This is a genomic window from Variovorax sucrosi (assembly GCF_051216635.1).
In the GTDB taxonomy this organism is placed as follows: Bacteria; Pseudomonadota; Gammaproteobacteria; order Burkholderiales; family Burkholderiaceae_C; genus Variovorax.
In genome coordinates, this window is record NZ_JBPJZU010000015.1 from 1 (window position 1) to 23,074 (window position 23,074).

At 61.8% G+C, this 23,074-nt stretch carries 24 protein-coding genes and 1 pseudogene; 14 read left to right on the forward strand and 11 right to left on the reverse strand.

Annotated features, from left to right (window positions below; translation table 11 throughout):
• The 3 genes and pseudogenes from ACSFBE_RS23345 to ACSFBE_RS23355 all read left to right on the forward strand — a co-directional run.
• Positions 1-132, forward strand: a 132-nt coding sequence (locus ACSFBE_RS23345; protein ID WP_435492857.1) for an acyl-CoA dehydrogenase C-terminal domain-containing protein, incomplete at its 5' end; no start/stop codon positions are given.
• Between the two features lie 256 nt (positions 133-388).
• Complete coding sequence (locus ACSFBE_RS23350) at positions 389-1,711, forward strand: serine hydrolase domain-containing protein (RefSeq protein ID WP_435492787.1); 1,323 nt, start codon at positions 389-391, stop codon at positions 1,709-1,711.
• A gap of 130 nt (positions 1,712-1,841) precedes the next feature.
• Positions 1,842-2,206: pseudogene (locus ACSFBE_RS23355) on the forward strand (DDE-type integrase/transposase/recombinase); the annotation flags it as partial.
• Positions 2,207-2,308: 102 nt separating this feature from the next.
• Here the strand turns inward: ACSFBE_RS23355 and ACSFBE_RS23360 are convergent.
• The 3 genes from ACSFBE_RS23360 to ACSFBE_RS23370 form a co-directional block, all read right to left on the reverse strand.
• A complete protein-coding gene (locus ACSFBE_RS23360) occupies positions 2,309-3,274 on the reverse strand; it encodes a Bug family tripartite tricarboxylate transporter substrate binding protein (protein ID WP_435492788.1) in 966 nt (321 codons plus the stop codon).
• A 309-nt stretch (positions 3,275-3,583) separates the two neighbouring features.
• Positions 3,584-4,150, reverse strand: a complete 567-nt coding sequence (locus ACSFBE_RS23365) for a MarR family winged helix-turn-helix transcriptional regulator (RefSeq protein ID WP_435492789.1) — start codon at positions 4,148-4,150, stop codon at positions 3,584-3,586.
• Between the two features lie 192 nt (positions 4,151-4,342).
• On the reverse strand, positions 4,343-5,821 hold the full coding sequence (locus tag ACSFBE_RS23370; RefSeq protein WP_435492790.1) for a 4-hydroxyphenylacetate 3-hydroxylase family protein: 1,479 nt from the start codon (positions 5,819-5,821) through the stop codon (positions 4,343-4,345).
• 235 nt (positions 5,822-6,056) lie between these two features.
• On the opposite strand from ACSFBE_RS23370, the gene ACSFBE_RS23375 reads away from it, so the two are divergent.
• The 5 genes from ACSFBE_RS23375 to dctP are packed head-to-tail and all read left to right on the forward strand — an operon-like array spanning position 6,057 to position 9,644.
• Positions 6,057-6,758, forward strand: coding sequence for a DUF2848 domain-containing protein (locus ACSFBE_RS23375; RefSeq protein WP_435492791.1), 702 nt, complete (start codon positions 6,057-6,059; stop codon positions 6,756-6,758).
• Positions 6,759-6,769: 11 nt separating this feature from the next.
• Positions 6,770-7,162, forward strand: a complete 393-nt coding sequence (locus tag ACSFBE_RS23380; protein ID WP_435492792.1) for a cupin domain-containing protein — start codon at positions 6,770-6,772, stop codon at positions 7,160-7,162.
• A 10-nt stretch (positions 7,163-7,172) separates the two neighbouring features.
• Entirely contained in the window at positions 7,173-8,102 is a 930-nt protein-coding gene (locus ACSFBE_RS23385; RefSeq protein WP_435492793.1) for an ABC transporter substrate-binding protein, read from the forward strand.
• 26 nt (positions 8,103-8,128) lie between these two features.
• Entirely contained in the window at positions 8,129-8,653 is a 525-nt protein-coding gene (locus ACSFBE_RS23390) for a flavin reductase family protein (RefSeq protein ID WP_435492858.1), read from the forward strand.
• A gap of 31 nt (positions 8,654-8,684) precedes the next feature.
• Positions 8,685-9,644 (forward strand): TRAP transporter substrate-binding protein DctP, encoded by a 960-nt coding sequence (gene dctP, locus ACSFBE_RS23395; RefSeq protein WP_435492794.1) that lies wholly within the window; start codon positions 8,685-8,687, stop codon positions 9,642-9,644.
• A 76-nt stretch (positions 9,645-9,720) separates the two neighbouring features.
• Here the strand turns inward: dctP and ACSFBE_RS23400 are convergent, their stop codons facing one another.
• Positions 9,721-10,671, reverse strand: coding sequence for a LysR family transcriptional regulator (locus ACSFBE_RS23400; RefSeq protein WP_435492795.1), 951 nt, complete (start codon positions 10,669-10,671; stop codon positions 9,721-9,723).
• A 190-nt stretch (positions 10,672-10,861) separates the two neighbouring features.
• On the opposite strand from ACSFBE_RS23400, the gene ACSFBE_RS23405 reads away from it, so the two are divergent.
• Genes ACSFBE_RS23405 through ACSFBE_RS23415 form a run of 3 tightly spaced genes read left to right on the forward strand, consistent with a single transcriptional unit; the run spans position 10,862 to position 12,780 of the window.
• Complete coding sequence (locus tag ACSFBE_RS23405; protein WP_435492796.1) at positions 10,862-11,239, forward strand: FAS1-like dehydratase domain-containing protein; 378 nt, start codon at positions 10,862-10,864, stop codon at positions 11,237-11,239.
• A gap of 51 nt (positions 11,240-11,290) precedes the next feature.
• Positions 11,291-11,614 (forward strand): HTD2 family dehydratase, encoded by a 324-nt coding sequence (locus tag ACSFBE_RS23410; protein ID WP_435492797.1) that lies wholly within the window; start codon positions 11,291-11,293, stop codon positions 11,612-11,614.
• Positions 11,611-12,780, forward strand: coding sequence for a CaiB/BaiF CoA transferase family protein (locus ACSFBE_RS23415; protein ID WP_435492798.1), 1,170 nt, complete (start codon positions 11,611-11,613; stop codon positions 12,778-12,780). Before ACSFBE_RS23410 ends, ACSFBE_RS23415 begins: the two co-directional genes overlap by 4 nt.
• Positions 12,781-13,336: 556 nt before the next feature.
• Here ACSFBE_RS23415 and ACSFBE_RS23420 read toward each other — a convergent pair.
• Positions 13,337-14,224, reverse strand: coding sequence for a LysR family transcriptional regulator (locus ACSFBE_RS23420; RefSeq protein WP_435492799.1), 888 nt, complete (start codon positions 14,222-14,224; stop codon positions 13,337-13,339).
• Positions 14,225-14,571: 347 nt separating this feature from the next.
• Positions 14,572-14,799 (reverse strand): hypothetical protein, encoded by a 228-nt coding sequence (locus ACSFBE_RS23425; protein WP_435492800.1) that lies wholly within the window; start codon positions 14,797-14,799, stop codon positions 14,572-14,574.
• 42 nt (positions 14,800-14,841) lie between these two features.
• Here ACSFBE_RS23425 and ACSFBE_RS23430 point away from each other — a divergent pair, with 42 nt between their 5' ends.
• Entirely contained in the window at positions 14,842-15,897 is a 1,056-nt protein-coding gene (locus tag ACSFBE_RS23430; RefSeq protein WP_435492801.1) for an alkene reductase, read from the forward strand.
• Positions 15,898-16,141: 244 nt separating this feature from the next.
• Here the strand turns inward: ACSFBE_RS23430 and ACSFBE_RS23435 are convergent, their stop codons facing one another.
• Positions 16,142-16,417: a hypothetical protein gene (locus tag ACSFBE_RS23435; protein WP_435492802.1), complete on the reverse strand. Its 276-nt coding sequence runs from the start codon at positions 16,415-16,417 to the stop codon at positions 16,142-16,144.
• Here ACSFBE_RS23435 and ACSFBE_RS23440 point away from each other — a divergent pair.
• Positions 16,394-17,284, forward strand: coding sequence for a LysR substrate-binding domain-containing protein (locus ACSFBE_RS23440; protein WP_435492803.1), 891 nt, complete (start codon positions 16,394-16,396; stop codon positions 17,282-17,284). The genes ACSFBE_RS23435 and ACSFBE_RS23440 overlap by 24 nt on opposite strands.
• A 209-nt stretch (positions 17,285-17,493) precedes the next feature.
• Positions 17,494-18,789, forward strand: a complete 1,296-nt coding sequence (locus ACSFBE_RS23445) for a tripartite tricarboxylate transporter permease (RefSeq protein WP_435492804.1) — start codon at positions 17,494-17,496, stop codon at positions 18,787-18,789.
• Positions 18,790-19,213: 424 nt separating this feature from the next.
• On the opposite strand, the gene ACSFBE_RS23450 is transcribed toward ACSFBE_RS23445, so the two are convergent.
• From ACSFBE_RS23450 to ACSFBE_RS23465, 4 genes are all read right to left on the reverse strand, one after another.
• Complete coding sequence (locus ACSFBE_RS23450; protein ID WP_435492805.1) at positions 19,214-19,642, reverse strand: cupin domain-containing protein; 429 nt, start codon at positions 19,640-19,642, stop codon at positions 19,214-19,216.
• Between the two features lie 48 nt (positions 19,643-19,690).
• Positions 19,691-20,710 (reverse strand): Gfo/Idh/MocA family protein, encoded by a 1,020-nt coding sequence (locus ACSFBE_RS23455; protein ID WP_435492806.1) that lies wholly within the window; start codon positions 20,708-20,710, stop codon positions 19,691-19,693.
• 150 nt (positions 20,711-20,860) lie between these two features.
• Positions 20,861-21,724 carry a shikimate dehydrogenase family protein gene (locus ACSFBE_RS23460; protein ID WP_435492807.1) on the reverse strand — a complete coding sequence of 288 codons (864 nt, stop codon included), beginning with the start codon at positions 21,722-21,724 and terminating at the stop codon, positions 20,861-20,863.
• Complete coding sequence (locus tag ACSFBE_RS23465; RefSeq protein WP_435492808.1) at positions 21,721-23,043, reverse strand: extracellular solute-binding protein; 1,323 nt, start codon at positions 23,041-23,043, stop codon at positions 21,721-21,723. Before ACSFBE_RS23465 ends, ACSFBE_RS23460 begins: the two co-directional genes overlap by 4 nt.
• Positions 23,044-23,074: the final 31 nt, after the last annotated feature.

Genomic DNA, 23,074 nt, shown 5'->3' on the forward strand with positions numbered 1-23,074 from the left:
GCCTTCATGCAGGCCAAGGTCGTCACCGCGCGCTTCTATGCCGAGCACATCCTGAACAAGGCGCCGGGCATCCGCGACAGCATCGTCGACGGCGCCGAAAGCGTGACGGCGCTGGCAGTGGACGCGTTCTGAATATCGCCAAGCTGAAATCACAAGGCAGACATCGTGATAGGCCTTTCCAAGGTGACATACGCCAACGCCGTCAGCAGCTTCCATTCTCTGCAGCGCGGCAAGGGCGTCCAGCGACTTTCAGAGATCTTATTTGAACGCATTGAACAAGCGGAAGCCTAAGTGCGCGAACTGTTCTCGGTGGCATCGCTAGGCTGACAGCCCCTACCTAATCGGCTGGGAGGCAGGCTTGTTTATCAACAACTGTAAGGAGTCAATCGTGCGTACCAACTTTCATGACCACCGAAGTGAACACTTGCGCAACTTCACTATCTTCTGTGTGCTGGCCGCCGGGACAACTTGGGCTTCGGCACAAGGCCTCTCCAGGGCGTCACCTGAATCCGTGGGCATGTCAGCAGAACGTTTGGCGGTCCTTGGGACTGCAATGAAAGAAGAGGTGACTAATGGCCGGTTGCCAGGGGTGGTCGTTATGGTCGCTAGACAGGGCAAGTTGGTCTACTCCGAAGCTTTTGGAAAGCTCAACAACGCATCGGGCGGCGACATGAAGGTCGACTCGCTGTTTCGCCTTTACTCCATGACAAAGCCGCTGACTTCAACAGCGCTCATGATGCTGGTTGAAGAGGGCAAGGTCCAACTTAGTGACCCAGTTTCTAAGTATCTGCCCACTTTCAAGAACCCGGTTGTGAGCACGCCATCTATTCACCCAGTAACCGGTGCGGTCACATACAGAATGGTCGCCGCAAATCAGGAGCCGACGCTCTATGATCTGCTGCGGCACACTTCAGGGCTAGCGTATCCTCAACTGACCAGCAATGCGCCAGTACGAGACGCTTACGTCAAAGCCAAGCTGCTTCCTGAAAGCATTTCTGCTCTGAATCCCGATGACATGTCGGAAGCGTTGGGAAAGATTGCTTTAGCGCAGCAGCCTGGCACCACTTGGGAGTATTCGCTGTCGACTGACGCGCTGGGACGGGTTGTTGAGGTTGTGAGCGGCAAGCGCTTAGCTGACTTCTTGTCCGAGCGAATATTTAAACCGCTGAGAATGGCGGATACCGGATTTCATGTCCCGGCTGCTCAAACGCGTCGTTTGGCAGAGCCGTTTTCCAAAGACCCAGTTACAGGCGTGTCTCAAGAGATGTTCGACGTTATCACTCCACCGCTGACCGATTCGGGCGGCGGCGGCGGTGTGGGAACGGCAAGCGACTACTTGCGATATTGCCAGGCCATGCTCAATGGCGGGCAGCTCGACGGCGCCCGCATCGTTTCATCTGCCACTGTGAGGCTCATGACATCTGATCAATTGGGCAGCACGATAAACAACGCAAACTTCGTGGGACCGATATTGATTGGCAGCCCGGGCTACACATTTGGCTTGGGTTTTGCAGTGCGGCAGCAAGATGGTCTTGCTTTAGCGCATGGCTCGGCTGGCGAATTCACTTGGCCCGGAGCATCCGGAACTATGTTCTGGGCCGAGCCAAAAGAGAAACTGTGCGCGGTTTACATGACCCAGGCGCCCAGCCCTCTTCGCGCCAGTTATCGTCGACTCATCAAGAGCCTCGTGTCTCAGGCCATTGTGAACTGAATCGAGACACTAACGATCCCATGATGTCAGCGTGAATCGCCCCGGTTTTTAAGGAGGCTCAACACTCTGAAAGGTCTGAGCCGAGCCATGAGCAAGTCGAACAAGTTCTCTCCCGAGGTGCGCGGTCGGTGATGCCAAGGTGCCATGCCCGCTGGACCGGGTCAACCGGCAGTTTCGGGCGCAACGACCGACCCAGCTGTGGGTCAGCGATTTCACGTCAGTCTCGACCTGGCAGGGCCGGTTGTACCTGGCCTTCGCCATCGATGTATTCGCCCGTCGCATCGTCGGCTGGCGCGTGAGCAGTTCGATGCGAACGACTTCGTGCTCGATGCGCCGGAGCAGGCGCTATACGCCCGGCAGGCGGAGCGCGATGGATGGCTGGTCCGTCATTCGGACAGAGGGGCGCCGTACGTCAGCATTCGCTACACCGAACGGTTGGCAGAAGCGGGCATCGAGCCGTCAGTCGGCAGCAAGGGCGATAGCTGTGACAACGCCGGTAGCGGTCTGACTTAACCAACTGGCCTCCTTGAAACCCGGGCCGCTTCAATCAAGTTCGATCCGAATCAACACCGGGCACCATCTGCTGATGCGCTAAATTCAGTCGACCCGCGCGCCAGAGAGCTTGACCAGCTCGGCCCACTTCTGAGACTCCGTCGCCCCGAAATTCGCCATCTGGCCTTCGTCCATCGTCGGAACACTCAACCCCAAGGCCGCCAGCTTTGCATGAATGGCCTCACTCCTGACTGCTTTCGTCGAAGCGTCTCGCAATTTTGCAAGCACGGCGGCAGGCGCTTTTGCGGGGGCATAGAGCATCATCCAAGCCATAAGGTCGAAGCGTTCCACACCTTGCTCCTGAATCGTCGGCAACTCTGGCGCGATAGAAGTGCGCTGCGCTGTGGAAACGCCCAACGCACGTAACTTGTTCGCGCGAATGTGGGGAAGGGCCGCGACGGGATGGTAGAACATGAAGTCAACTTGGCCAGCCATCACGTCATTGAGCGCTGTAGCCCCTTCTTTGTAGGGAACATGCACCATGTCGCCGCCCACACGAAGCTTGAGCAATTCTCCGGCAAGGTGCCCGGAACTGCCGTTCCCTGCGGAGGCGAAGCTCAGGTGCTTTCCACTTGCAGCGGCATCACGCAGATCCTTCAAGGTCTTATAGGGGGACTGAGCGGAAACGATCAGCAAAGTTGGCGTCGAACCCGCGAAGGCAATCGGAGCGAACTCTTTCATAACGTCGATGTCCGGCTTGCTGAAGAGCGTCGGGTTGATCGCATGGGTACCGACGGTGCCAAGCAGAATCGTATAGCCTTCGGCAGTCCCCCGCGCAACCGCGCTCACGCCGACGTTGCCTCCCGCTCCGGCCTTGTTCTCGATGACCACAGGTTGGCCTAGCTGATGTGCAATGCCTTCCCCGAATACCCTGGCCACGATGTCCGCCGTAGTGCCGGCACCGAACGGGACGACGAGTTTGATGGGGCGGGCGGGGTAGTCCTGCGCCATAGCAGGCGTTCCGAAGCCGATGATGACGGCGGCAGCCAAAAGTGTTCGGCGAAGCAACATGACGATCCTTTCAGGATTGGGGACACTGGACGTTTCGGTGCGCTATTGGCGGAGGCGCTGTCGTCTTTTCGAACCGTGGGCTGACAGAACATACGTTGCCAAATGAGCTTGTTGAGTAATGCAAATTTGGGGCCAGTCCCTGGCTGCACCAAAGAGCCCGCTACGGCGCCGTCGCAAGTTCCTGTGCGGCATCTCGGTGCGGGCGCACTCATTTGGTGGCAGGCCTGCGCGCGGCGCAAAAAAAAAGGCGGCGAGTGCTTTTGCACTCGCCGCCTCATCATTCAAGCCCATCAGGGCGGGCTAGCCAGGTCAGAGCTTTGCACCAACGTAGAACATGAGCGTCGACAGGGCGCTTTCGCGCTCCTCGGTACTCAACTGGCTCACGAAATACTCGACGTGGAACTTCACGTTCTCGTCGATGCTGTGAAGCATCTCCTTACCGGCATCGGTCATGGTCACGTAGGTCGTCCGCTGATCCACATCACCGCGGCGGCGCAGCACGACTTCCTTTTCCACAAGAAGTTTGACGAGACTGGACGAGAAGGCCGGCGTGATGTCCAGGCGGCTTGCAATTTGATTGACTTGGAGTTCCATGGCGGGACTGCCGTAAATCTGAATCAATGCCTGGTGTGCCAAAGGATCGAGACCAAATTTCTTGGCTTGTTCTTCTACGATGCGAAAAACCTTGCGCAGTACGTAGCGCGCCTCGGCGACTGAAATGAAGTAGAGATGCTTGTTGCCCTCGCGAGCTTTGCGCGAGACGTCGCTCTTGCGACGGACGCGGTTCACGTCCAAGGGCTGCAAAGCGACGGAAACGCCAAGATTCGGTTCGCGTGATTTAACCGTTGCGCGCGTCGGTTTCGATGCTAAATTCATTCTTCTACTGTCCCGGTCCCCAGAGACGCACGCGCCCCACCACATCACTTCTCGAAAGCCGACAAGCCCCTCGAATGTATATCAGCTCGATAGTATAGTCAACGCGCTAATATAACTGAGTGATGTGGGTTTTTTTGCTAATCGCTTAGGGCCTGCAAAGAGGCCGGCGTGGCGCATGTCGTCGGCTTGCCATCAATCGCTGTCTTCGGGTCCAAAGGCGCCCGTGAAACTTGGCAGGGCCAAGGCACGATCGACCAAGCCCGTGGCTCGCGCGTAGTCGAAGTTGCGGTTGACGTTCTGCTTCACCAGGAACGAAGCACCCCCGTAAAACTTCTCGTACTGCTGGTGGCGATTGCCGAACTCCGAGCCGATGAAGTCCCAGGCCATTCGCATCAGGGCCACGCGCTCGTCTGCAGACGTGGTGGCCGAACGGTAATACCGATGCACATCTGCGGCCGTGTCGGCGCCTGAAAAATCCTTGTGCGACGAGGGAAGCGTGATCATGCCGGCGCCAGACAACTCTCGGATGATCTCGACCATCCGCGCGTTGAGTTCGGACTGCAGTGCCATGACGGAATAGAGCGCGGTACGCGAGGGCCACAAGACGCCGTTCGCATCAGGCTCGGCCGCAACTTCCTGAGCCAGCAGCATGTTCTCTACGATGGACACCAGGGAGGTCAATTCGCCCATCTGGATCTGAACCGCAGGGTTGGCGTCATTGCCAGTCAGCTCGTTCATGCGCTTGGCGAGACCGGTCATGAATCGCAGCTTGGTCGCGTAGCGTGCCTGCGCTTGCAGGTTGCCATAGAGATGCGCAGGCGTTTTCCACCATTGATCACGCGCGACCTGCAGGTTGCGGTAAATAAAGACGTGTTCCCAGGGGATGAAGACGTCTTCGAGCACGACGAAGCAGTCCGATTCGTCGAAGCGACTCGACAGTGGGTAGTCGAAAGAATTGAGCGCCAGACCGCCAAAGGGGCGGCGCGGATACAACTTGACGCCAGGGGCGCCGACCGGCACGGCCACGCCGATCGCGTAGTTCTCGTCGCCCGGCTGCAGCGGGTGGATGCTGCTGATGTAGATGTAATCCGAGTACACACCGGCCGTGGCCAGCTGCTGTGCGCCCTTGATGATGATGCCGTCGTCGCGCTCCTTCACGACACCGGCGTACAGCGTCGGGTCGGTCTGCTGATGCGCTGGCTTGCTGCGGTCGATCTGTGGGGGCACGATGGCATACGTGACGTACTGGTGGTTCTCACGCAGATGCTCATAAAACGTCACGACGTTATCGGCGAACTGCTGACCGCCTGCGGCAAACACGCTGGGAACTGCTGCATAGCCGGCAAAGAAACCGGCGACATGATCCGGCGAGCGCCCCATTAAGCCGAAGGTCGCTTCCGACCACATCTCGGAGGCAAGACGCTTGGCCTTCAGATCGGCGTGCGTTTTCGGGATCTGAAATCCCCGCAGTACCGGGTTGCCGGTAGAGGGTGACGTGTATGTCATCACCTCTCGATTCGCGGGCGCCGCTGCGATGTCATAGAGGTTGCTCAAAGAGCGTGCTCCTCTTGCGAACGCGCGATGGGTCGTCACGTCGGACACCCGCTCGCCATCCACATAGATTTGTCGACCATCGCGCAGAGCGCGCAGGTACTCGTTACCCGTACGCATGTTCGCTGTTACCACAGTAGCTCCTAGTTAAACGATTGAACGCCGCCATGAAAGGACGACCGATATGACCAGGGCGGCCTTGCCGAACCCGCGTGGTTGACGTCGGGTCACAAACGCTGCATACTGAGCCATATAGCTATGCTAACTCATGTACTTGACGAATGCAACGCCTTGGGGCGTCGTTGAAAAGCTGGGTGGCGGCGAGCGTTGATCAACAAACAAGGAAGTGAACGGGATGAACCCAATTCGCACCACCCTGCGTCTTCGGACGGCGGACAGCCTGGACGAGCCGTCGTTCGATATGCCGGTCACCCACCTGGTCATCGCCGGCTGGACCGGCAGCGATGCCGCTGCTATCGAGGCGCATATCCTGGAACTCGAGGCCTTGGGTGTGCGGCGCCCCAAGCGAACGCCCATCTTCTACAGGGGCGCCTCTACGCTGTTGACACAGCACGATGGCATCGAGGTCGTGGGAAGCACCGCCAGCGGCGAGGTGGAGCCGGTGATCTTCAGTACCACTTCAGGCTTGTGGCTTGGCTTGGGTTCTGATCACACCGACCGGGAGGTGGAGACGGTGGGCATCACCATTTCCAAGCAGATGTGCGCCAAGCCGGTCTCGACGGAGGTCTGGAACTTCGACAAAGTCGCCAACCACTGGAACGACCTCATCGTTCGCTCGTGGATGACCAAGGGTGGTGAGCGCCGGCTTTATCAGGAAGGGCCACTCGCCAAGATGCGCCATCCCTCCCAACTGTTTCAGTTGTATGGCGGGCAGGGCTACGTTCCAGAAGCCGGCCTGGTCATGTTCTGCGGGACGCTGGCTGTGCACGGCAAGCTCGAGCCGGCAGAAATCTTTGAAATGGAGTTGGAAGACCCTGTTCTTCAACGCCGTTTGCACCACTCCTATCGTGTGACAGAACTGCCCATCGAGGGCTGAAAGGAAACGCAATGCCAATGAACAAGCCCCACCTTGAGTTTCATCCTCTGAACATGACTGAAGGCTGGCAGAGCCCTCCGGGATATCCGCCCGGAGCAGGCGTGAAGGAGAAGATCCTTGCCAGTGACATCGACGAGGTGCAGAAGTCCGGCAGCCGGACACGTCTGCTTCGCTTCGAAGCCGGCGCATTTTCGACCAAGCCGTTTGTGCATGACCATTGGGAAGAGGTCTTCCTGGTCTCGGGCGACCTGACCGTTGGGAATGACGACAAGGGCGTGGGTGGCGAAGCGTTTGCCGCGCCAACGTACGCGTGCCGTCCTCCGGGCGTGTGGCATGGACCGTTCAAATCGGAGACGGGATGTCTGCTCTACGAGATCCACTATTACGACGAGAGCAAAAAGTAAAAGGATTCCCATGGCTTTCAAGATTGCAGTTCCCGATCTGATCTCGAATTCGTACTTCCCGGTCGAGGCGGCCGTGGAACTAGGTTTCTTCAAGGCCGCAGGGCTGGACATCGCGCTCGAACTGATCTTCCCAGTCGACAAGGCTTATGCCGCCTTGAAGGAAGGCCGGGTCGACTTCGTCGGCGGGTCTGCGCACTCTGCGCTGGCTTCGTTTCCGGAGTGGCGTGGCGTGAAGCTCTTGGCAGCTCAAGGTCAAGGCATGTACTGGTTCCTTGTGATGCGTTCCGATCTGGTTACGCAACGCGGTGACCTGAGCGTGGTGAAGGGTCGAAAGATTGGAGCCGCGCCCTGGGTCGAAATGGGATTGAGGCGACTGCTGATTGCCGGTGGCATTGACCTGGAACGCGACGGGGTGCAAATCACGCCGGTGCCAGGTGTACAGGCTGGAAACGTCAATTTCGGTGTGGCGGCTGCCAAGGCGCTGGCGGACGGAAAGGTCGACGGCTTCTGGGCGAACGGCATGGGCACCGAAGTCGCTGTTCGTGACGGCGTGGGTAAGGTGGTCCTCGACGTGCGTCGCGGCGATGGACCACCGGGCTGCTTCGACTACACCTTTGCAAGCATCGCGACCACGGATGCGGTGATTGAGAAAACCCCGGAAATTGCTGCGGCGGCCGTGAGCGCCCTCGTTGCCACGCACAAGGCGTTGATCGCAGACCACGGGATTGCCGCCAAGGTTGGCGAAAAGTTGTTCCCGCCAACGGAGGCGTCATTGATCGCCCAGCTCGTAGAGCGCGACCTTCCCTACTACGACGCCTCGATCTCTCGCCAGGCAGTCGATGGCATGAATGACTTTGCCCGATCACTTGGCTTGCTCCATGGCCATCCGGCCTATGGGGACGTGGTGTGCGAGCAATTCATGCCGCTTTGGAACGTCTGAATCGCCCGAAGGAGTCAGTCGTGTCCATGGATTCGAAGGAATTTCGCAATGCGCTGGGTCACTTCGCCACAGGTGTGGCGATTGTGACCGCGAGCGTCGATGGCATCCGGATCGGTGCCACCATCAGCTCGTTCAATTCGGTGTCGCTGGACCCGCCGCTCGTGCTGTTCAGCATGATCCGCGGTTCCCTCGGCATTGCCCAGTGGAAAGCCGCGAAGTCGTATTGCATCGCCGTTCTGGGGGAGTCGCAGCGGGATCTCTCCAATCGCTTCGCAAAGGCGGGAAGCGACAAGTGGATCGGCATTGACCCATCGTTTGCCGGCAATGGTGCGCCCCTGGTGCCGGGCGCGATCGCGTATTTTCAATGCGAGCCCTGGAACGTCTGTGACGGCGGAGACCACGAGATCTTTATCTGCCGGGTTACCGCGTTCGAGGTCTCACTGCAACCCGAGCCATCGCTGATCTTTTGTGGTGGCCGGTACAGGCACTTGAGCCCCTTGGACGCCGTAGCCAAGCCGCCTCCGGAGAATCTTTACTTGCACGGATGGTGACTCTTCTGCCCGGCAGACGCTCGTTCAGACCATGACCCCTGCATCGCACCTTGATCTTTCATCGAATGAGCCCCTGAGGTGGAAGGCAGTTACTGCGTACCCCAAGGCGACCATGCCCGGCCTCGGTCTGGTCAGGCTGGCCGAGGAATTACACAAGCGATCGTCGAGTTCAATCGTCTTGGGATGCAACTTCGACGAGCCGCTCGAGGCATCTTCGATGCTTCAAAGCGTTGCAGCTGGGCGATTGGAGATCGTCGACTTGTACTGTGGTGCGCTGAGCAAAGTCGATCGCATTTTCCAGATCGGATCGTTGCCGTTTCAGTCTGGTACGCCGGCCGCCGCATGGCAACTGCTCGCGGCCGCACGGTCGGAATATGAACGAAGGTTTGCTCAGCGTGGGGTTCACCTTCTTTATGTCAGTCCCTGGCCGCCGACGGGACTTTGGACGCGGGAGCCCATTGCACACGGGTCAAATTTTTTTGGGTTGAGGATCCGCACCTATGACGATATGTCGGCTGCGGTGGTACGCCTCACAGGGGGAGAGGCACAGCAGATGCCTATCGGTGAAGCATTCGAGCAGTTGCGTTCAGGCGGGCTGGACGGCGTGTTGTCCTCAGGAGATGGAGAAGCAGGCCAGCGCTTGGCCGAGCACCTGTGCTATTTCCATGATGTTCGTTACGCAATGCCGATCTCTTTCACGATCATCGGGACTGCGCTATATCGGTCGATGGAGGAGAGCCATCGAGAATGCCTGGATACGGCAGCGAAAGCAGTAGAAGACTTTCTTTGGCAGGAGCTTTCGTCGCGAGTCCAGCGTAACCATGCCAGCATGCTCGCGACCGGTGTGCAGGTGTTGGCCGATGTTCCCTCTGAACTGAAGAGCGCAATGCGCCTCAGTGGGTACCAGGTGACGCAGCGCTGGGAACGAGCGTCGCACGTCGATATCTTGTCGATTCTGGGCGGATACTTTCCATCGCCCCACGGCCGATGACCCGCGATGACCCACGATAACCCCGTGTGGCAACACGCCGCTCCGTCGAAAAACGAACCGGCGTGACGCGCATGTTTCACCGCGCGGTGTGCCGGTCTACAGTCTGTTTTCGCCAATTGGGGGCCTGGCTTTCGAGATGTCCACTGATGAAATCCATCAGTGTCCGGGTCGCGACCGTGGGGAAGCGCGTTGACGTCGTGATCATGTAGACGCTGTCGCCGACCCCCTCCGCATCACAGTTCTCTAGGACTTCTCTGACCGTCCCCGCCTGAATCTGCCGCCAGACGGCGTAGCGCGGCAGAAGCGCCACCCCGAGGCCCGCCATCATCGATTCGAACAGAAAGGGATAGTCGCCCGATTGGATGCGCGGGCTGACGCGAAGGGTCTGGGGATGGCCGGCGATCGTCAGCTTCAGGTTGAAGCGCCTGCCGAGCGACTGCGGCGTGATGAGGTCACAGCGCTCGAGGTCGGCCATGACGGTGATCGGCGTGTGCGCGTCGAGGAAAGTCGCGGCTGCGCACAAGCACCAGCCGACATCGCAGATCCGTCGGGCGACATGGTCGTCGGGTGGCTGAGAGGTCACCTTCAGGGCGACATCGATCTCTGCCGAGATGAGATCGCCGATGCTGTCGTTGATCACGACCCGCAGCGAGATCTCCGGGTGCCTGCGGGCGAAATCGAGCAGCACCGGTGTGAGGTAGAGGTGCGCCAACCCGGTCGGCAAACGAACCCGAACGTCTCCGCGCACGGTCTTTCCGAGGCTGTCGATCGATGTGGTCGCCGACCGGAGTTCTTCCAGCATCCGCAACGCGTGGGCATACAGGAGTTGCCCCGCCTCGGTGAGTTCCACGTGGCGTGTCGTTCGTCGCATCAGCTGGGCACCGACGGCCTTCTCAAGGATCTTCAGACGCTTCGACGTGTTGGAGCGTGTCATGCCGCTGCTTGCCGCGGCGGCGGTCAGCGACGGCGACTCCACCATGGTCACGTACAGGCGCATGAGATTGAGGTCCAGGCTATTGTCAATCATGAGTCAACACAGGTGGCACAAATGAAATGATTGTCGCCTAGACGGTGCACAAATAGAATTTGCGACGGGGCTTGTTTCTTCTGAATTGGCAATCGCGTCGAGACGGGGCTCGCTGAAACGCAACAAAAACGGAGACTATGTGACTCGATCCGAGGTGTGTTCCCTGTCGACCGTGAGGCGGGTGGCCGCCATGCTGGACAAGGAGCCGGACGCGATGCACGAGGGGCTGCCGCTACCGCGCGGATGGCAGTTCATCCTGCTCGGCGCAGACACCCCCCGGAAGGCATTGCGCAGCGATGGCTTCCCCGGCCTCGGCGTGCCCATTCTCGATCTGGGCCTGCCACGCTTGATGCTGGCGGGACGCACAGTCGACTTCTTGGCGGACATCCCCGTCGGCGCGGCGCTTCGACGGTCCAGTTTGATCGAGGACATCGTCAAGAAGGAGGGCCCGTCGGGACCCATGGCGCTTCTCACGGTCGGTCACCGACTTGTTCTTGGCGACGAACCGGTGTTGAAGGAGACGCAGACCTACGCGCTGCTCGCGGCGGACCGCGAGCATGCGGCGTGACGTTCCGACGTGGCGCATACGCCATCGCCTGGCGGCGTGCAAAGGACGATCGTGCCCGACGAAACGCTGCTCTTTCAATATTCGGCGCTCGGCTTCAACTCCCACAAGATCCATATCAATCGGCAGTACGCGCAGGACGTCGAAGGACTGCCCGATCTGGTGGTCAATGGCGGCCTGATCACGTTGCTGATGACCGAGTTCGTCGCGCACGACTTGGCGGCAATCCCCCTTCGCTTGCAGACGCGGCATTTCGCACCGCTGTACTGCGATCGACCGCTCACGTTGGTGGCCGAGCAGGTCGGCCCGGTGTGGCGGGTGGGCGCGCTGGACGACCAAGGCGTGCTCTGCGCCAGGATGGAGGTTGAAACGCAATGAGCTTCGAACCGCTCAAAGGGATTCGCGTCCTGGATCTCACCAGCGTCGTTGTCGGGCCGGTATCCACCTGGCGACTCGGCCAGTACGGGGCCGAAATCATCAAGGTCGAGAGTCCGGGCGGCGACCTGATGCGCGGCCTCGGCGGACCGTCGCCGACCGGTCAGCATTCGGGAACCTACTTGCACCTCAACCGGGGCAAACGCAACGTCTGCCTGGACCTAAAGGCACCGGAGGCACGGGAGGCGCTGGAACGCTTGCTGGAGACCGCGGATGTCGTCGTCGCGAACATGCGGCCAGATGCGCTGGCCCGTCTGGGGCTGGACCCAGCCGCGGTACGGTCGCGCTATCCGGACAAGATCTACTGCCTGATCACTGGCTATGGTACGGATGGCCCCTACGCCGGGCAGCCCACCTACGACAGCGTCATCCAGGGTGCAACAGGCATGGCCGGATTGGCGCTGCGGCGTGACGGTGCACCTGCCTACGTGCCGATGCTCATTTGCGACCATGTGGCCGGCGAGATCGCCGCAGGGGCCATCCTTGCCGCGCTGGTGGAGCGCAGCGAGACGGGCAACGGCTGCAGCATCGAGGTGCCCATGTTCGAGACCATGGCCGCGTTCGTGCTTCAGGAGCACCTGGCGCAGGCCACCTTCGACCCGCCAGTGGGGCCCGCAGGAGACCTTCGATTGCTCAGCCCGCACAACAAGCCGGTCGCGACGGCGGATGGATGGATATCGTTCACCGTCAATACCGACGCACAGGTGCGTGCCTTCCTGACGGTGACCGAACGGCATGCGCTCCTGGACGATCCCAGGTTCGACAGCGTGTCAGGTCGTGCACGCAACGTGGCTGAGTGGTTCGAGGTCCGGGGCGCGCCGCTCACGCACCAGAACAGCGATGAGTGGCTGAAGCTGCTGCAGGACGCCGACATCGCGGCCCAACGATGCCATACCCTGGAATCACTGCAGAACGACCCCCATCTGCAGGCGGTCGGACTGTTGCAGGAGGAACGGCATCCGACGGAGGGGATGACGAAGGTCCTTCGTGCATCGATCAAGGTCGACCACGCGTACCTGCCACTTCGAGGCCCGCGCAGCCTCGCGGCTGGGAAACGGCGGCCGTTCTCTCAGAGCTTGGCCTTCCCGACGAAAACATCGAGCACGTGATGGGTGTGGCGACCGCCCCGCATACAAGAACCTCGGGATGAAGAGCACATCGGCGCCGGCTGAATCCTTTACTGCCAGTTCGGCATTGAGTCCTTGGCATAGCGCGCGCCGAAACCGCCCTTCGGAAGCACGTCACTCACAACCTCAATCGGCATCCGTCAGTCGCGGGCGAGAACGCCGAGATTCTCTTCGAGTCGCGCAATGCGTCGAGTGCCTGGGATTGGACAATTTCGTCGCCTTGCCCCAGCAGCATGCCGAGGCGAACTGCGAAACAGTTGGCCCATCGAACTGGCCCGCTCGGCGATCAGGCGAACCGGTCAAGGGCAAAACTTTGTCGCGCCGTGATGCCGTCGTGGAAGCCGTGCGAAGAATCTTTCCCAGCAATCTCTGAGGCGTACAGCCCCGCTGTACAACCGCTTTGGGCAGGTGGCACCCTCGCGGAATCACCAGTTCGATAGCCTCAGTCACCAGGGGAGTCCAGAGGCCGAGAAAAAAAATGCGGCTTGCGGCACGTCCAAATGCGGCCGTCCCGAACCGTCCGCTGTTGCCGATCGCGTCAGCGCAGCACCTCGATCAAAGCGTCATAGACCAGCCGCACCCGCGCTGGCACTGGCGCGCGCTGTACGCGGTACACGAAGATCGGCCACGGTTCGGGGTCGTGCCGCTCAAGCACGCGCACGAGGTGGCCTGACTTGAGCCAGGGTTCCGCCAGCGGCGCCACCATCTGCGCGAAACCCAGACCGGCCAGCGCCGCCGCGTACTCCGCATCGTGGTCGTCGGTGACGAAGACCGGCGCGGCCGGCACGAACTCGCGGTCGCGCGAGAAGCGCCACGGGTAGGGGCGGCCGGAGTTGAGCTCGATCAGCGCGGTCAGCGGCAGCTTCTCCAGCGCCGCCACGTCGGCCGGCGGGCCGGTGCGCGCCAACAGTGCGGGAGCCGCCACCGTGTAGAGCGGCATCGCGCCCACGGGTTTGGCCACGAAGCGGCTGTCGCGCAACGGCCCGACGCGCACGCCGGCGTCGATCTTCTCGCCGACCACATCGGCCAGGCGGTTCGACAGGCGCAGGTCCAGCACCAAGCCGGGATGCTCAGCCAGCATCGGCGCGAGCGCCCTGGGAATGTGTTGGCGGCCGAGCACGCCCGGCGCCGCTACCCGCACCGTGCCCGCGTGCTGCGACTGCGCCCGCCGGTCAATGCGTTGAAACAGCTGATCGACACCGCCGACCGCGACACGCGCGCGCTCGGCGAGCGCGCGGCCGAAGTCGGTCAGGCGCACGCCGCGCGTGCTGCGGTGGAAGAGCGGCTCGCCCAGTTCGTCCTCCAGCTCGCGCACCGCGCGCGTGACGACTTGCGGCGATACCGCCAAGCGTTGCGCCGCATCACGGAAGTTCGCTGCGTCGGCAGCGGTGAAAAAGACGCGCAGCGATTCGAGTCGGTTGTTCATGGCGCCAGTATTCCAGAACAGGGAAGTCTGAAGTCGCCAGAGTTCCATATACAACAAGCCTTCGCGCCACCAGACTTGCACCGTTCCTTCTTCACACACATACCCCGAAAGGTCATCACATGAGCACCAGTATTCTCCAATTCAGGTATGAGCCTGAAGCCGGGGACGGTTGACGCCAGTCAGAGGGTGGGTTGACCGGGCTGAAAGCGTGCAGTGTAGGGTGGTGGTGTGGTCTTCGGGCGGATGGAATCGAAGGCCCCTGCTAGGCCGCCGGAGGCACCCCCCGATCATGCGCACGTACCCATGCATGATCCTGCCCCTGCGGGCGGCGATGATTGCGCTGCAGCTCATGCCTGCAAAGGCGCTCTGGGCTTGTTGAGCAGCGCGAACAGATCGGCCTTGGCCTGCTGCATCGCCAGGGCTGCGGCCAGATCGGTTTGAGCCCTGGCCTGAGTCTGCAAACCCTGCAGAGTGACGCCCGGCTTGAAGCGCACCAATCCCTTCTCACCGAGTTGCCTTAGTTTGCAGTAACCCGACAGCAGTACAAGTATTCGGCGGCTGCTACTTTTCGCCACCTGCTATTTCCTTCCCCATTCACCACCCACTCACGGTAAACCATGCTATTTAATCCCCTGCAACTCGGCTCCCTTACCCTGCTCAACCGCATCTTGCTGGCGCCGCTGACCCGCAGCCGCGCCAATGCCGGCCACGTGCCCAGCGACCTGATGACCGAGTACTACAGCCAGCGCGCCACCGGCGGCCTGCTGATCACCGAATGCACCATGGTCGCGCCCGGCACCTCGGCCTTCATCAACGAGCCCGGCATCTACAACGACGCACAGATCGCCGCGTGGAAGAAGGTCACCGCCGCCGTACACGCCAAGGGCGGCCGCATCTTCATGCAGATCTGGCACGCCGGACGCGCCGCGCACCCGGATATCAACGACGGTGTGCCCACCGTCTCCAGCGCCGCCACCGCGGTGGAAGGCGACATCCACACGCTGACCGGCGAGGTACCGCACGCCGTGCCGCGTGCGCTGGCTGCTGAAGAGATTCCGGCCATCGTCGCCGCCTTCGCCCAGGGCGCCAAGAACGCCATCGCCGCCGGCTTTGACGGCGTGGAAGTGCATGGCGCCAACGGCTACCTGATCGACCAGTTCCTGCGCGACACGCCGAACCAGCGCACCGACGGCTACGGTGGCTCGCTGGAGAACCGCGCGCGCTTCCTGTTTGAAGTGCTGAACGCCGTGACCTCCGCCATTGGCGCCGACAAGGTGGGCCTGCGCCTGTCGCCGGTAAACAGCTACAACAGCATGAAAGACAGCGACCCGCTGGCGCTGATCGGCTTCCTGGCCGACAAGCTCAACGCCTACAAGCTGGCCTACCTGCACGTGATGCGCACCGACTTCTTCGGCGTGCAAAAGGGCGATGTATTGACCATCGCCCGCGAGAAATACAAAGGTGTGCTGGTCGGCAACATGGGCTACACCGCCGAAGAAGCCGAAGAAGCCATCAGCGCCGGCAAGCTCGACGCCGTGGCCTTCGGAACCGCCTTCCTGGCTAACCCCGACCTGCCCGCACGCATCCAGTTCAAGGCCCCGCTGAACACGCCCGATCAAAGCACCTTCTACAGCCCGGGCGCCAAGGGCTATACCGACTACCCGACGCTGTAACTCGAGGTAATATGCGGCCGCTGCTATCTGAAGCGGCCAGTAGTTTCCAATTCAGGTATGAGCCTGAAGCTGGGCACGGTTGACGTCAGTCAGGGAGTGGGTTGACCGAGTTAAGGGTGTCCGGTGTAGGACGGTGGTCTTCGAAGAGACGAAGTCGGAGGCCCCTCCCAAGCCGCCGCAGGCGCCCCCGATCATGCGCATGTACCCATCCTGCCCCTGCGGGCGGCGATGATCGCGCTGCAGCTCAGGCCCGGCAGGGCACTCTGGGCTTGTTAAACAGCGCGAACAGCTCTGCCCTGGTCCGCTTCATCGCCAGCGCTGCAGCCAAGTCGGTTTGATCCCTTACCTGGGCTTGCAGGGTGATGCCCGATTGCAATCGCTGCAAGAAGGGGTAGGGGTCGCATGAGAGTCTCCGGCTTTTGGTATGCCGCAAATCTTGCAACGAGATATCGTTCGGTCGATGATAGATATCGCACGCATCGTTCGATATGATCGAATGAATATGATCGAGCTTCGCCATCTACGGTACTTTCTTGAGCTTTCGCGCCAGCAGCACCTCACGCGTGCTGCAGACGCTCTCAACATCACGCAGTCCACGTTGTCGCACCAGCTGCGGCAGCTTGAAGAGGCGCTTGGGATGGCGCTATTTGATCGCGTCGGCCGCGGGTTGAGCCTCAATGAGGCTGGGAGAACCTTCGTTGCTTACGCGACGCGTTCCGTCCTTGAAGTGGAGGAGGGCAAGGTCGCCATCGAAGAGTTGCACGCCCTGACGCGAGGGCGGTTGCGAATCGGTGTGATCCAAACCTACAACGCGACCTTGCTCCCACCGGTCATCGCACAGTTCGCTTCCGAATTTCCTGGCGTGCACGTCGTCGTGGAGGACTTGACTGCAACCCAGATCGAGCAAGATGTTGCCAATGGGGATTTGAATTTGGGCGTTGCGTTCGCGCGGGCCACCAGAGAGGACGTGACAGCGGAGCCACTGTTCTCGGAAAGGTTGGTGCTCGTGGTCGGCAAGAACCATCCTGCAGCCGGCCTGAAGGAGGTAGAGGCGTCGCTGCTCGCAGGCATGGAACTCGCCGTGCAAACACCCCGCTTTTCGTCACGGCAACGCATAGACCAAGCACTTGGAAAGTGGATTCACAAGCAGGTGCGCCTGGAGATGAGCTCCATCGATGCAATGCTTAAAACGGTCGCGGCCAGCGCATTGGGAGCCGTCGTCTTTGAACGCGCGATCCCTGAAACGACGAATTTGGTTTCCGTACCAATTGCAAATCCGCAGGTGCAGCGGACTGCGGCGCTCGTCTGGAACGGCCGTCGCACGCGAAGCGCAGCTGCGGTTAGGTTTGCGGACGCCGTTCGCGCTCACCTACTCAAAGTGCGCTAACCATAGCCCGGCGTCGTCCTGGATGTCTCCATCGGCTCGGCAAGCGTGACGTCTTCACAGGCCCCTAACCATCTCCATTAGTATAGGCACTGCGCGGCAGATCGATCAATTGGCACCACCGTCGGATGAAGCAGCTTCGGGCGGCTTCGAATGTGCTGGCAGAGCTGAATTTTGAGCTTCTAAGAGTAGCGCCGGTACGTGCCGATGACATGAACTTCTCCTCAAGGCGCGGCCAGCGTATTAGTTCTAAATTTCCTACCGGCGAGGCGGCATCGATCGCCACCGCGATCGAAGGCCACAAGATGGCCAAGGCCGGCCGCGGCGGACCCGCACTGGCGACTGCCGCCATCGGCTCGTTCGTCGCGGGCCTGATCGCCACCATCGGCATCTCGGTGCTGGCGCCGTGGCTCGTCGATTTCGCGGTGCAGTTCGGGCCGTGGGACTACTTCGCGCTGATGGTGTTGGCCTTCATCACCGTGTCGGCTACCTTCGGCGATTCGGTGTTTCGCGGCATCACGAGCCTGGCGTTGGGCCTGGTGCTGGGCCTGGCCGGCATCGACAAGCTCACCGGCCAGGCGCGATTGGCATTCGGCGTGCCGTCCCTGCTTGATGGCGTGTCGATCACGACGCTGGCGGTGGGCCTGTTCGCGATGGGTGAAACGCTCTTCATCGCCTCCCGCTTCACCGGGGTGCAGGAGAAGATCGAAGCCGTGCGCGGATCGCTGTGGATGACCAAGGAGGATTGGAAGCGCTCCTGGAAGCCCTGGCTGCGCGGCATCGGGCTGGGCTTTCCGATCGGCGCGCTGCCCGCGGGCGGCGCCGAAGTGCCGACGCTGTTGTCGTACACCCTCGAACGCCGGCTCGCCGTCAAGCCGGAGGAGTTCGGGAAGGGCGCCATCGAAGGCGTGGCCGGTCCCGAGGCTGCGAACAACGCAGCAGCGACTGGCACCCTGGTACCGCTGCTGGCCCTTGGCCTGCCGACATCCGCCACCGCCGCCATGATGCTGGCGGGCTTCCAGCAGTACGGCCTCGTGCCCGGTCCGCTGCTGTTCGTGACCAATGCCGACCTCGTCTGGGGCCTGATCGCCAGCTTCTTCATCGGCAACCTGATGCTGCTGGTGCTCAACCTTCCGCTCGTTGGCTTGTGGGTGCGCTTGTTGAAGGTGCCGCAGCCATGGCTCTATGCCGGCATTCTGGTGTTCGCCGTCATGGGCACGCTCGCCGCAAACCCGTCGACGGTCGAACTGGTGATGCTCGTGACCTTCGGCATCTGCGGCTACCTAATGCGATGCTGGGATTACCCGGTCGCGCCGATGATCGTCGGGCTGATCCTCGGCCCCATGGCGGAGAGCCAGTTCCGGCGCGCCCTGCAGATCAGTCTGGGCGATGGGCTGGTGTTTTTCAAGCATGCGGGGTCGGCCACGCTGCTCGCACTCGCGCTACTGGCCCTGGTTGCGCCGTTGATCTTCAAGGGGTTGAAGCGCTTCAAAGGCGGAGACGAATAGTTTTGCCCGAACGCGACTCGGTTCGAACTCACACCGCACATCCGCCAGGAATGCTTGCAACAGCCATGCGTGATGGCCAAATTTTCCGCAGGACAGGTGACATGGCACGTCGCCGTTGACGCGCCCAAGGCTGGACCGAGAGGCGGAGACGTACGTCCGCTTTTGGCGGCGGCATGCTGCCACAGCGCGCGAGCGCGGTCGCTCAGCTTGTGCCGGAGGCGAACCCGCGCGCTGAACTGCGAACTCCCGGGGAGCGCGCGGTGCTCGCCAATGTAAGCGGCGTATCCAGCAGCGATAGACTGGCAACATCACGCGTGCCTGCCTATCTAAACTTTCTCCACCTCGGCGAGGCAACACTTGCAGTCCCTCAAACGGCGCAGTGGGCGACGAAGATTCTCCAGAACGCGACTGTGGGCGGCCTCGTTCAGCGCCGCCCTTCGACCGTCACGTATTCCGCCGGCATGTTGATTTCGATCAGTTCGAGGTCGTCGGACTGGCGGATGACGTTGTGCGCGACACCGGCGGGCTGACTGAGGCAGGCGCCGGCACTGACGCGCACCAGGTCGTCCATCCCGTCGAAGCGGAACTCAACCCAACCTTTGAGCACATACACGAAATGCCCAGTCATGTCGTGCCAGTGCCAACCCGTCTCTTTGTCAAAGGGCTGGATTGCACGGATATGCTTTGCCGTGATGCGGCCGTCGGATGCTTCCGCCATGCCGAGGTCGCGGTACTCAACGTTTGAGCGGGGGCCCTCCCGGTGGAAGCGGCTGTCTTCGAGCGGCGTTAGGAGAAACTTCGATTTCGCCTGGTCGAGGGGCAGGGGCCCTGCGTATCGCGCAGATCTGTTCATGGTTCACTTTCGGTTGATTGGCAGGCAAGCACTGGCTGGGGGCCTGGGTCAAGGCGCGATCGGTTTCAAGGTCTGGAGGGCGCCCGCTTGCCGCGCGGACGCGTAGGCGGCGTCCATGACTTGCATCATGGCCTCCGCGTCCCGCAGGGAGGCCAGTGGTTTCGTGCCCGTGCGGCATTCCGCCAGCACCTGTTTGACGAACAGGGGGTAGTAGGCGTCGGTCTCCAGCTGCAGCCGCAGACTCCGGGTGCCCCTGGCAAGGTTGTTACGGTCCCGGAACTCGATGCGATCTGGCCCCGATTTCGCATACATGCGGTCCGAGGACAGCGTGAAAGAAAACTCTCTCTGCTCGTCCTGGGTGCTAGGAAAGCTGTAGCCGCTTTCCACGAGGCCGATCACGCCATCTTCGGTCTGCAAGGTGAGCAGCGAGTAGTCCTCCACCTTGCCGCCGTGCGTGCGGGCGTTCATCGTGGCGGATACTTTTGTGATCTCTTTGCCGGTCAGCAAGCGGAAGAAGTCGATGAAGTGGGTCGCCACGTTGATCGTGGAGCCTCCGCCGGAAAACGCGGGGTCGAGCGCCCAACCGGCACCCGCAGCCTCGTAGCGGCTGGGCTGGCCCACAATGAAGCGGAACGACATGAAGTTGTAGGCCGACGGAATGCTCCCCTCGGCGCCATGCAACGCGGCAAGCAGGTCGCTCATCCGGAAAATGAACGGCACGGCGCAATAGAGGTTGGCGGCTTCCGTCATTTCCCGAAGCCGGGTGACCTGCGCCATGTTCGTTCCGCACGGCTTTTCGAGCGCGAACGGAACCCTGCGTGCAATCAGCGCTTCCGCCAGGGCGGGCATTTCGGAATGCCGGCCGAACACGAACGCGAAGTCGAGCTCCTCACGCTCGATCAGTTCGTAGGCCGATGCATACAGCTTGCAGCCGAATCGCTCGGCGATGGCTGGCCCCTTGACGTTTTCCGCGTCGGAGATGGCCACCACTTCGATGCCAGGTGCTTCGAGTGCACCCAGGTATAGCGGGACGTGCCAATGGCTGGCTTCGATCAATGCGACCTTCATGCAGATACTCCTGGGAATTGATGCGCGATGCGCGCGACGAAAACTGCCGTGCGCCCTTCAGCGTCGGCGCAGATGAATCTGTTCATGACATCTTCCTTCCAACAATGGGGATGAGGGCCAGGGCGGCCGTTGCGCTGCGCCGGCCTTGCGTCATCGGTTGGCATGCCCCACCGGAGCGGGCTGCACACCGGCTTGCGGCGCGGGTCGGCCTTCGGGCCGGTAGTCGAATCCCAGAAAGCGCAGCGCATGAACCGCCTGGCCTTCGTGCATCGGGCGTCCGTCCTGCGTCCGGCATCCGCGCGCCTGGGCGGCACGGCAAAGCGCGGTCGGCTCGGGTGCATTGACGATGTCGACGACCGTGCTGCCCGGCGTGAGCCGCTCGGGATCGACCGGCATCGCGTCCGTTGGACCCATCCCCATGGGCGTGGCGTTGATGACGATGTCGTAGCCGTGGGGGTCGGGCGGGCCGGCCTGCGTGGGGCAGCCGGTCGAGGCCTCGACGGATCTGGCCAGCTCTTTGGCGCGGCGCGCGTCCATGTCAAACAGAGTCAGGCTGCGGGCGCCCGCAGCCGCCACCGCGAAGGCGATGGCTCTGCCCGCGCCGCCGGCCCCGACGAGAAGCACGGACTTGCCTGCCGGGTGGTTGCCTTCCCACTCCATGCCCAGCACGCAGCCGACGCCATCGAAGATGGCCCCGACCCACCGCCCGTCGGCATCGCAGCGGATGACGTTGAGCGCGCCAACCTGGCGCGACGTCGGATGCAGGTCATCGACGAAATCCATCATCCGCTGCTTGTGAGGCATCGTGACGAGCATCCCCGAAAGGTTGCCGATGGCCCGGGCACCGGCGGCGAAGGCGGGCAGCGCGTCCTGGCCGACCGTGAAGGGAATGCAGACGGCGTCGTGCCGCTGGTCGGCGAAAAGGGGATTCAACAGCTGAGGCGACCTCGCCTTGCCGAGCGGATCCCCTACCAATGCGTAGAGGCGCGTGCTCCCTGTGATGTGGGCCATCATGCTTTGGACAGCGCCTCTGCGTAGCGGGTGCGCACCTCGAGCGCCGCGGCGGCTGGCTGCAGGTCTTTCAGGATCATGCGCTGGAAGGCTTCGCCGCAGATCTGATTGAAGGTGGACTGGATGATGGAGTAGTTCACCATGCGGCCGCGTTGTTCGACCAACGCTTTCCAGCCCAGCTGGTCCTGCGCTTCCGGCGTCTTGAAGTAGGCATCGTTATAGGCACTGGCGCGCGCCACCACTTCGCCGCCGCGTGCCGCAAGCGCCTGCGCCGCCGGGCTGGCCATGAACTTGACGAATTCCCATGCGCCCGCCTGACGCGGTGAATGACGGTTGATGCACATCTGGAAGCCGTACACCGCGTGCTTGGCGTTAGGCTCCACCGAAGGGGCCGGTGCCCAGGCCAGGTCGCCGCCCACGGCCGCCTTCAGGCCGCGGTAGCGGTAAAGCCCGAAGGTGGCGGAAGCGACCGTGCCCGCACGCATCCCATCCTGCAGCTCGTTGTAGGCGAACTGCAGGCTCACGGGTGTCGCAGCCTTCTTCTGGAACAGATCCTTGACGATGCTGGCGGCCAGCAGCAGCCGCTTCTCGCTAAAGCCGATCTCGCGGCCGCTGGGCGCGAAGAAGGGGTCGCTGTTGCCCGCCACGATGGAGCTCACGATGAATTCCATGAAGGCCTGCGCGCCGCCGATGCCGCCGCTCAGGCCGATCGGGACCCCGTAGGCCATCTGGTTCTGCTTGGTCAGCAGCGGGCCGAGCGCGCCCACTTCCTCGTAAGTGCGCGGCGGCGTGGCAATCTTCGCCTCATCGAACTTGCTCTTGCGATAGACGTAGATCGGAATCCGGTAGTCCTGCTGCAAGCCCCAGATCTTGCCGTTGACGCGGGTCTGGTCGATGTTGATCAGCCAGTCCGTGATGTCCACCTTGTCGCGCGCGATCAGCTCGTCGAGGGACAGCAGCGAGCCGGTGGACACGAACTCCGGCATCTGGAAGTTGTTCACCCGGATCACGTCTGGACTGTCCGACTTGGCGCGCGCCGCGCGCACGCCGTTCTGGCCCGCCGGATCCACGACGACACGCACCTTCACGCGCGGCTGGCTGGCCTCGAAGGCGGCGATCATCTGCGTCTGCGCCGCCGCGCGCGGATCGTTAGCGTTCGCCGGGTCGAGGAAGGTGTCGTAGGCGATCGTCTCGGTGCTTTGCGCGAAGGCCCGGCCAGCGGGAGCGCCCAGTACGGCGGCCATGCCTCCCAAGAAGATACGCCGGCTGGTGCGGGGTGCGTGCTGTTGTTCGGTCACGCGGATCGGGAGGTGTTCGTTCATGATGTCTCCTGTTATTGAAGTAGGCATGGGG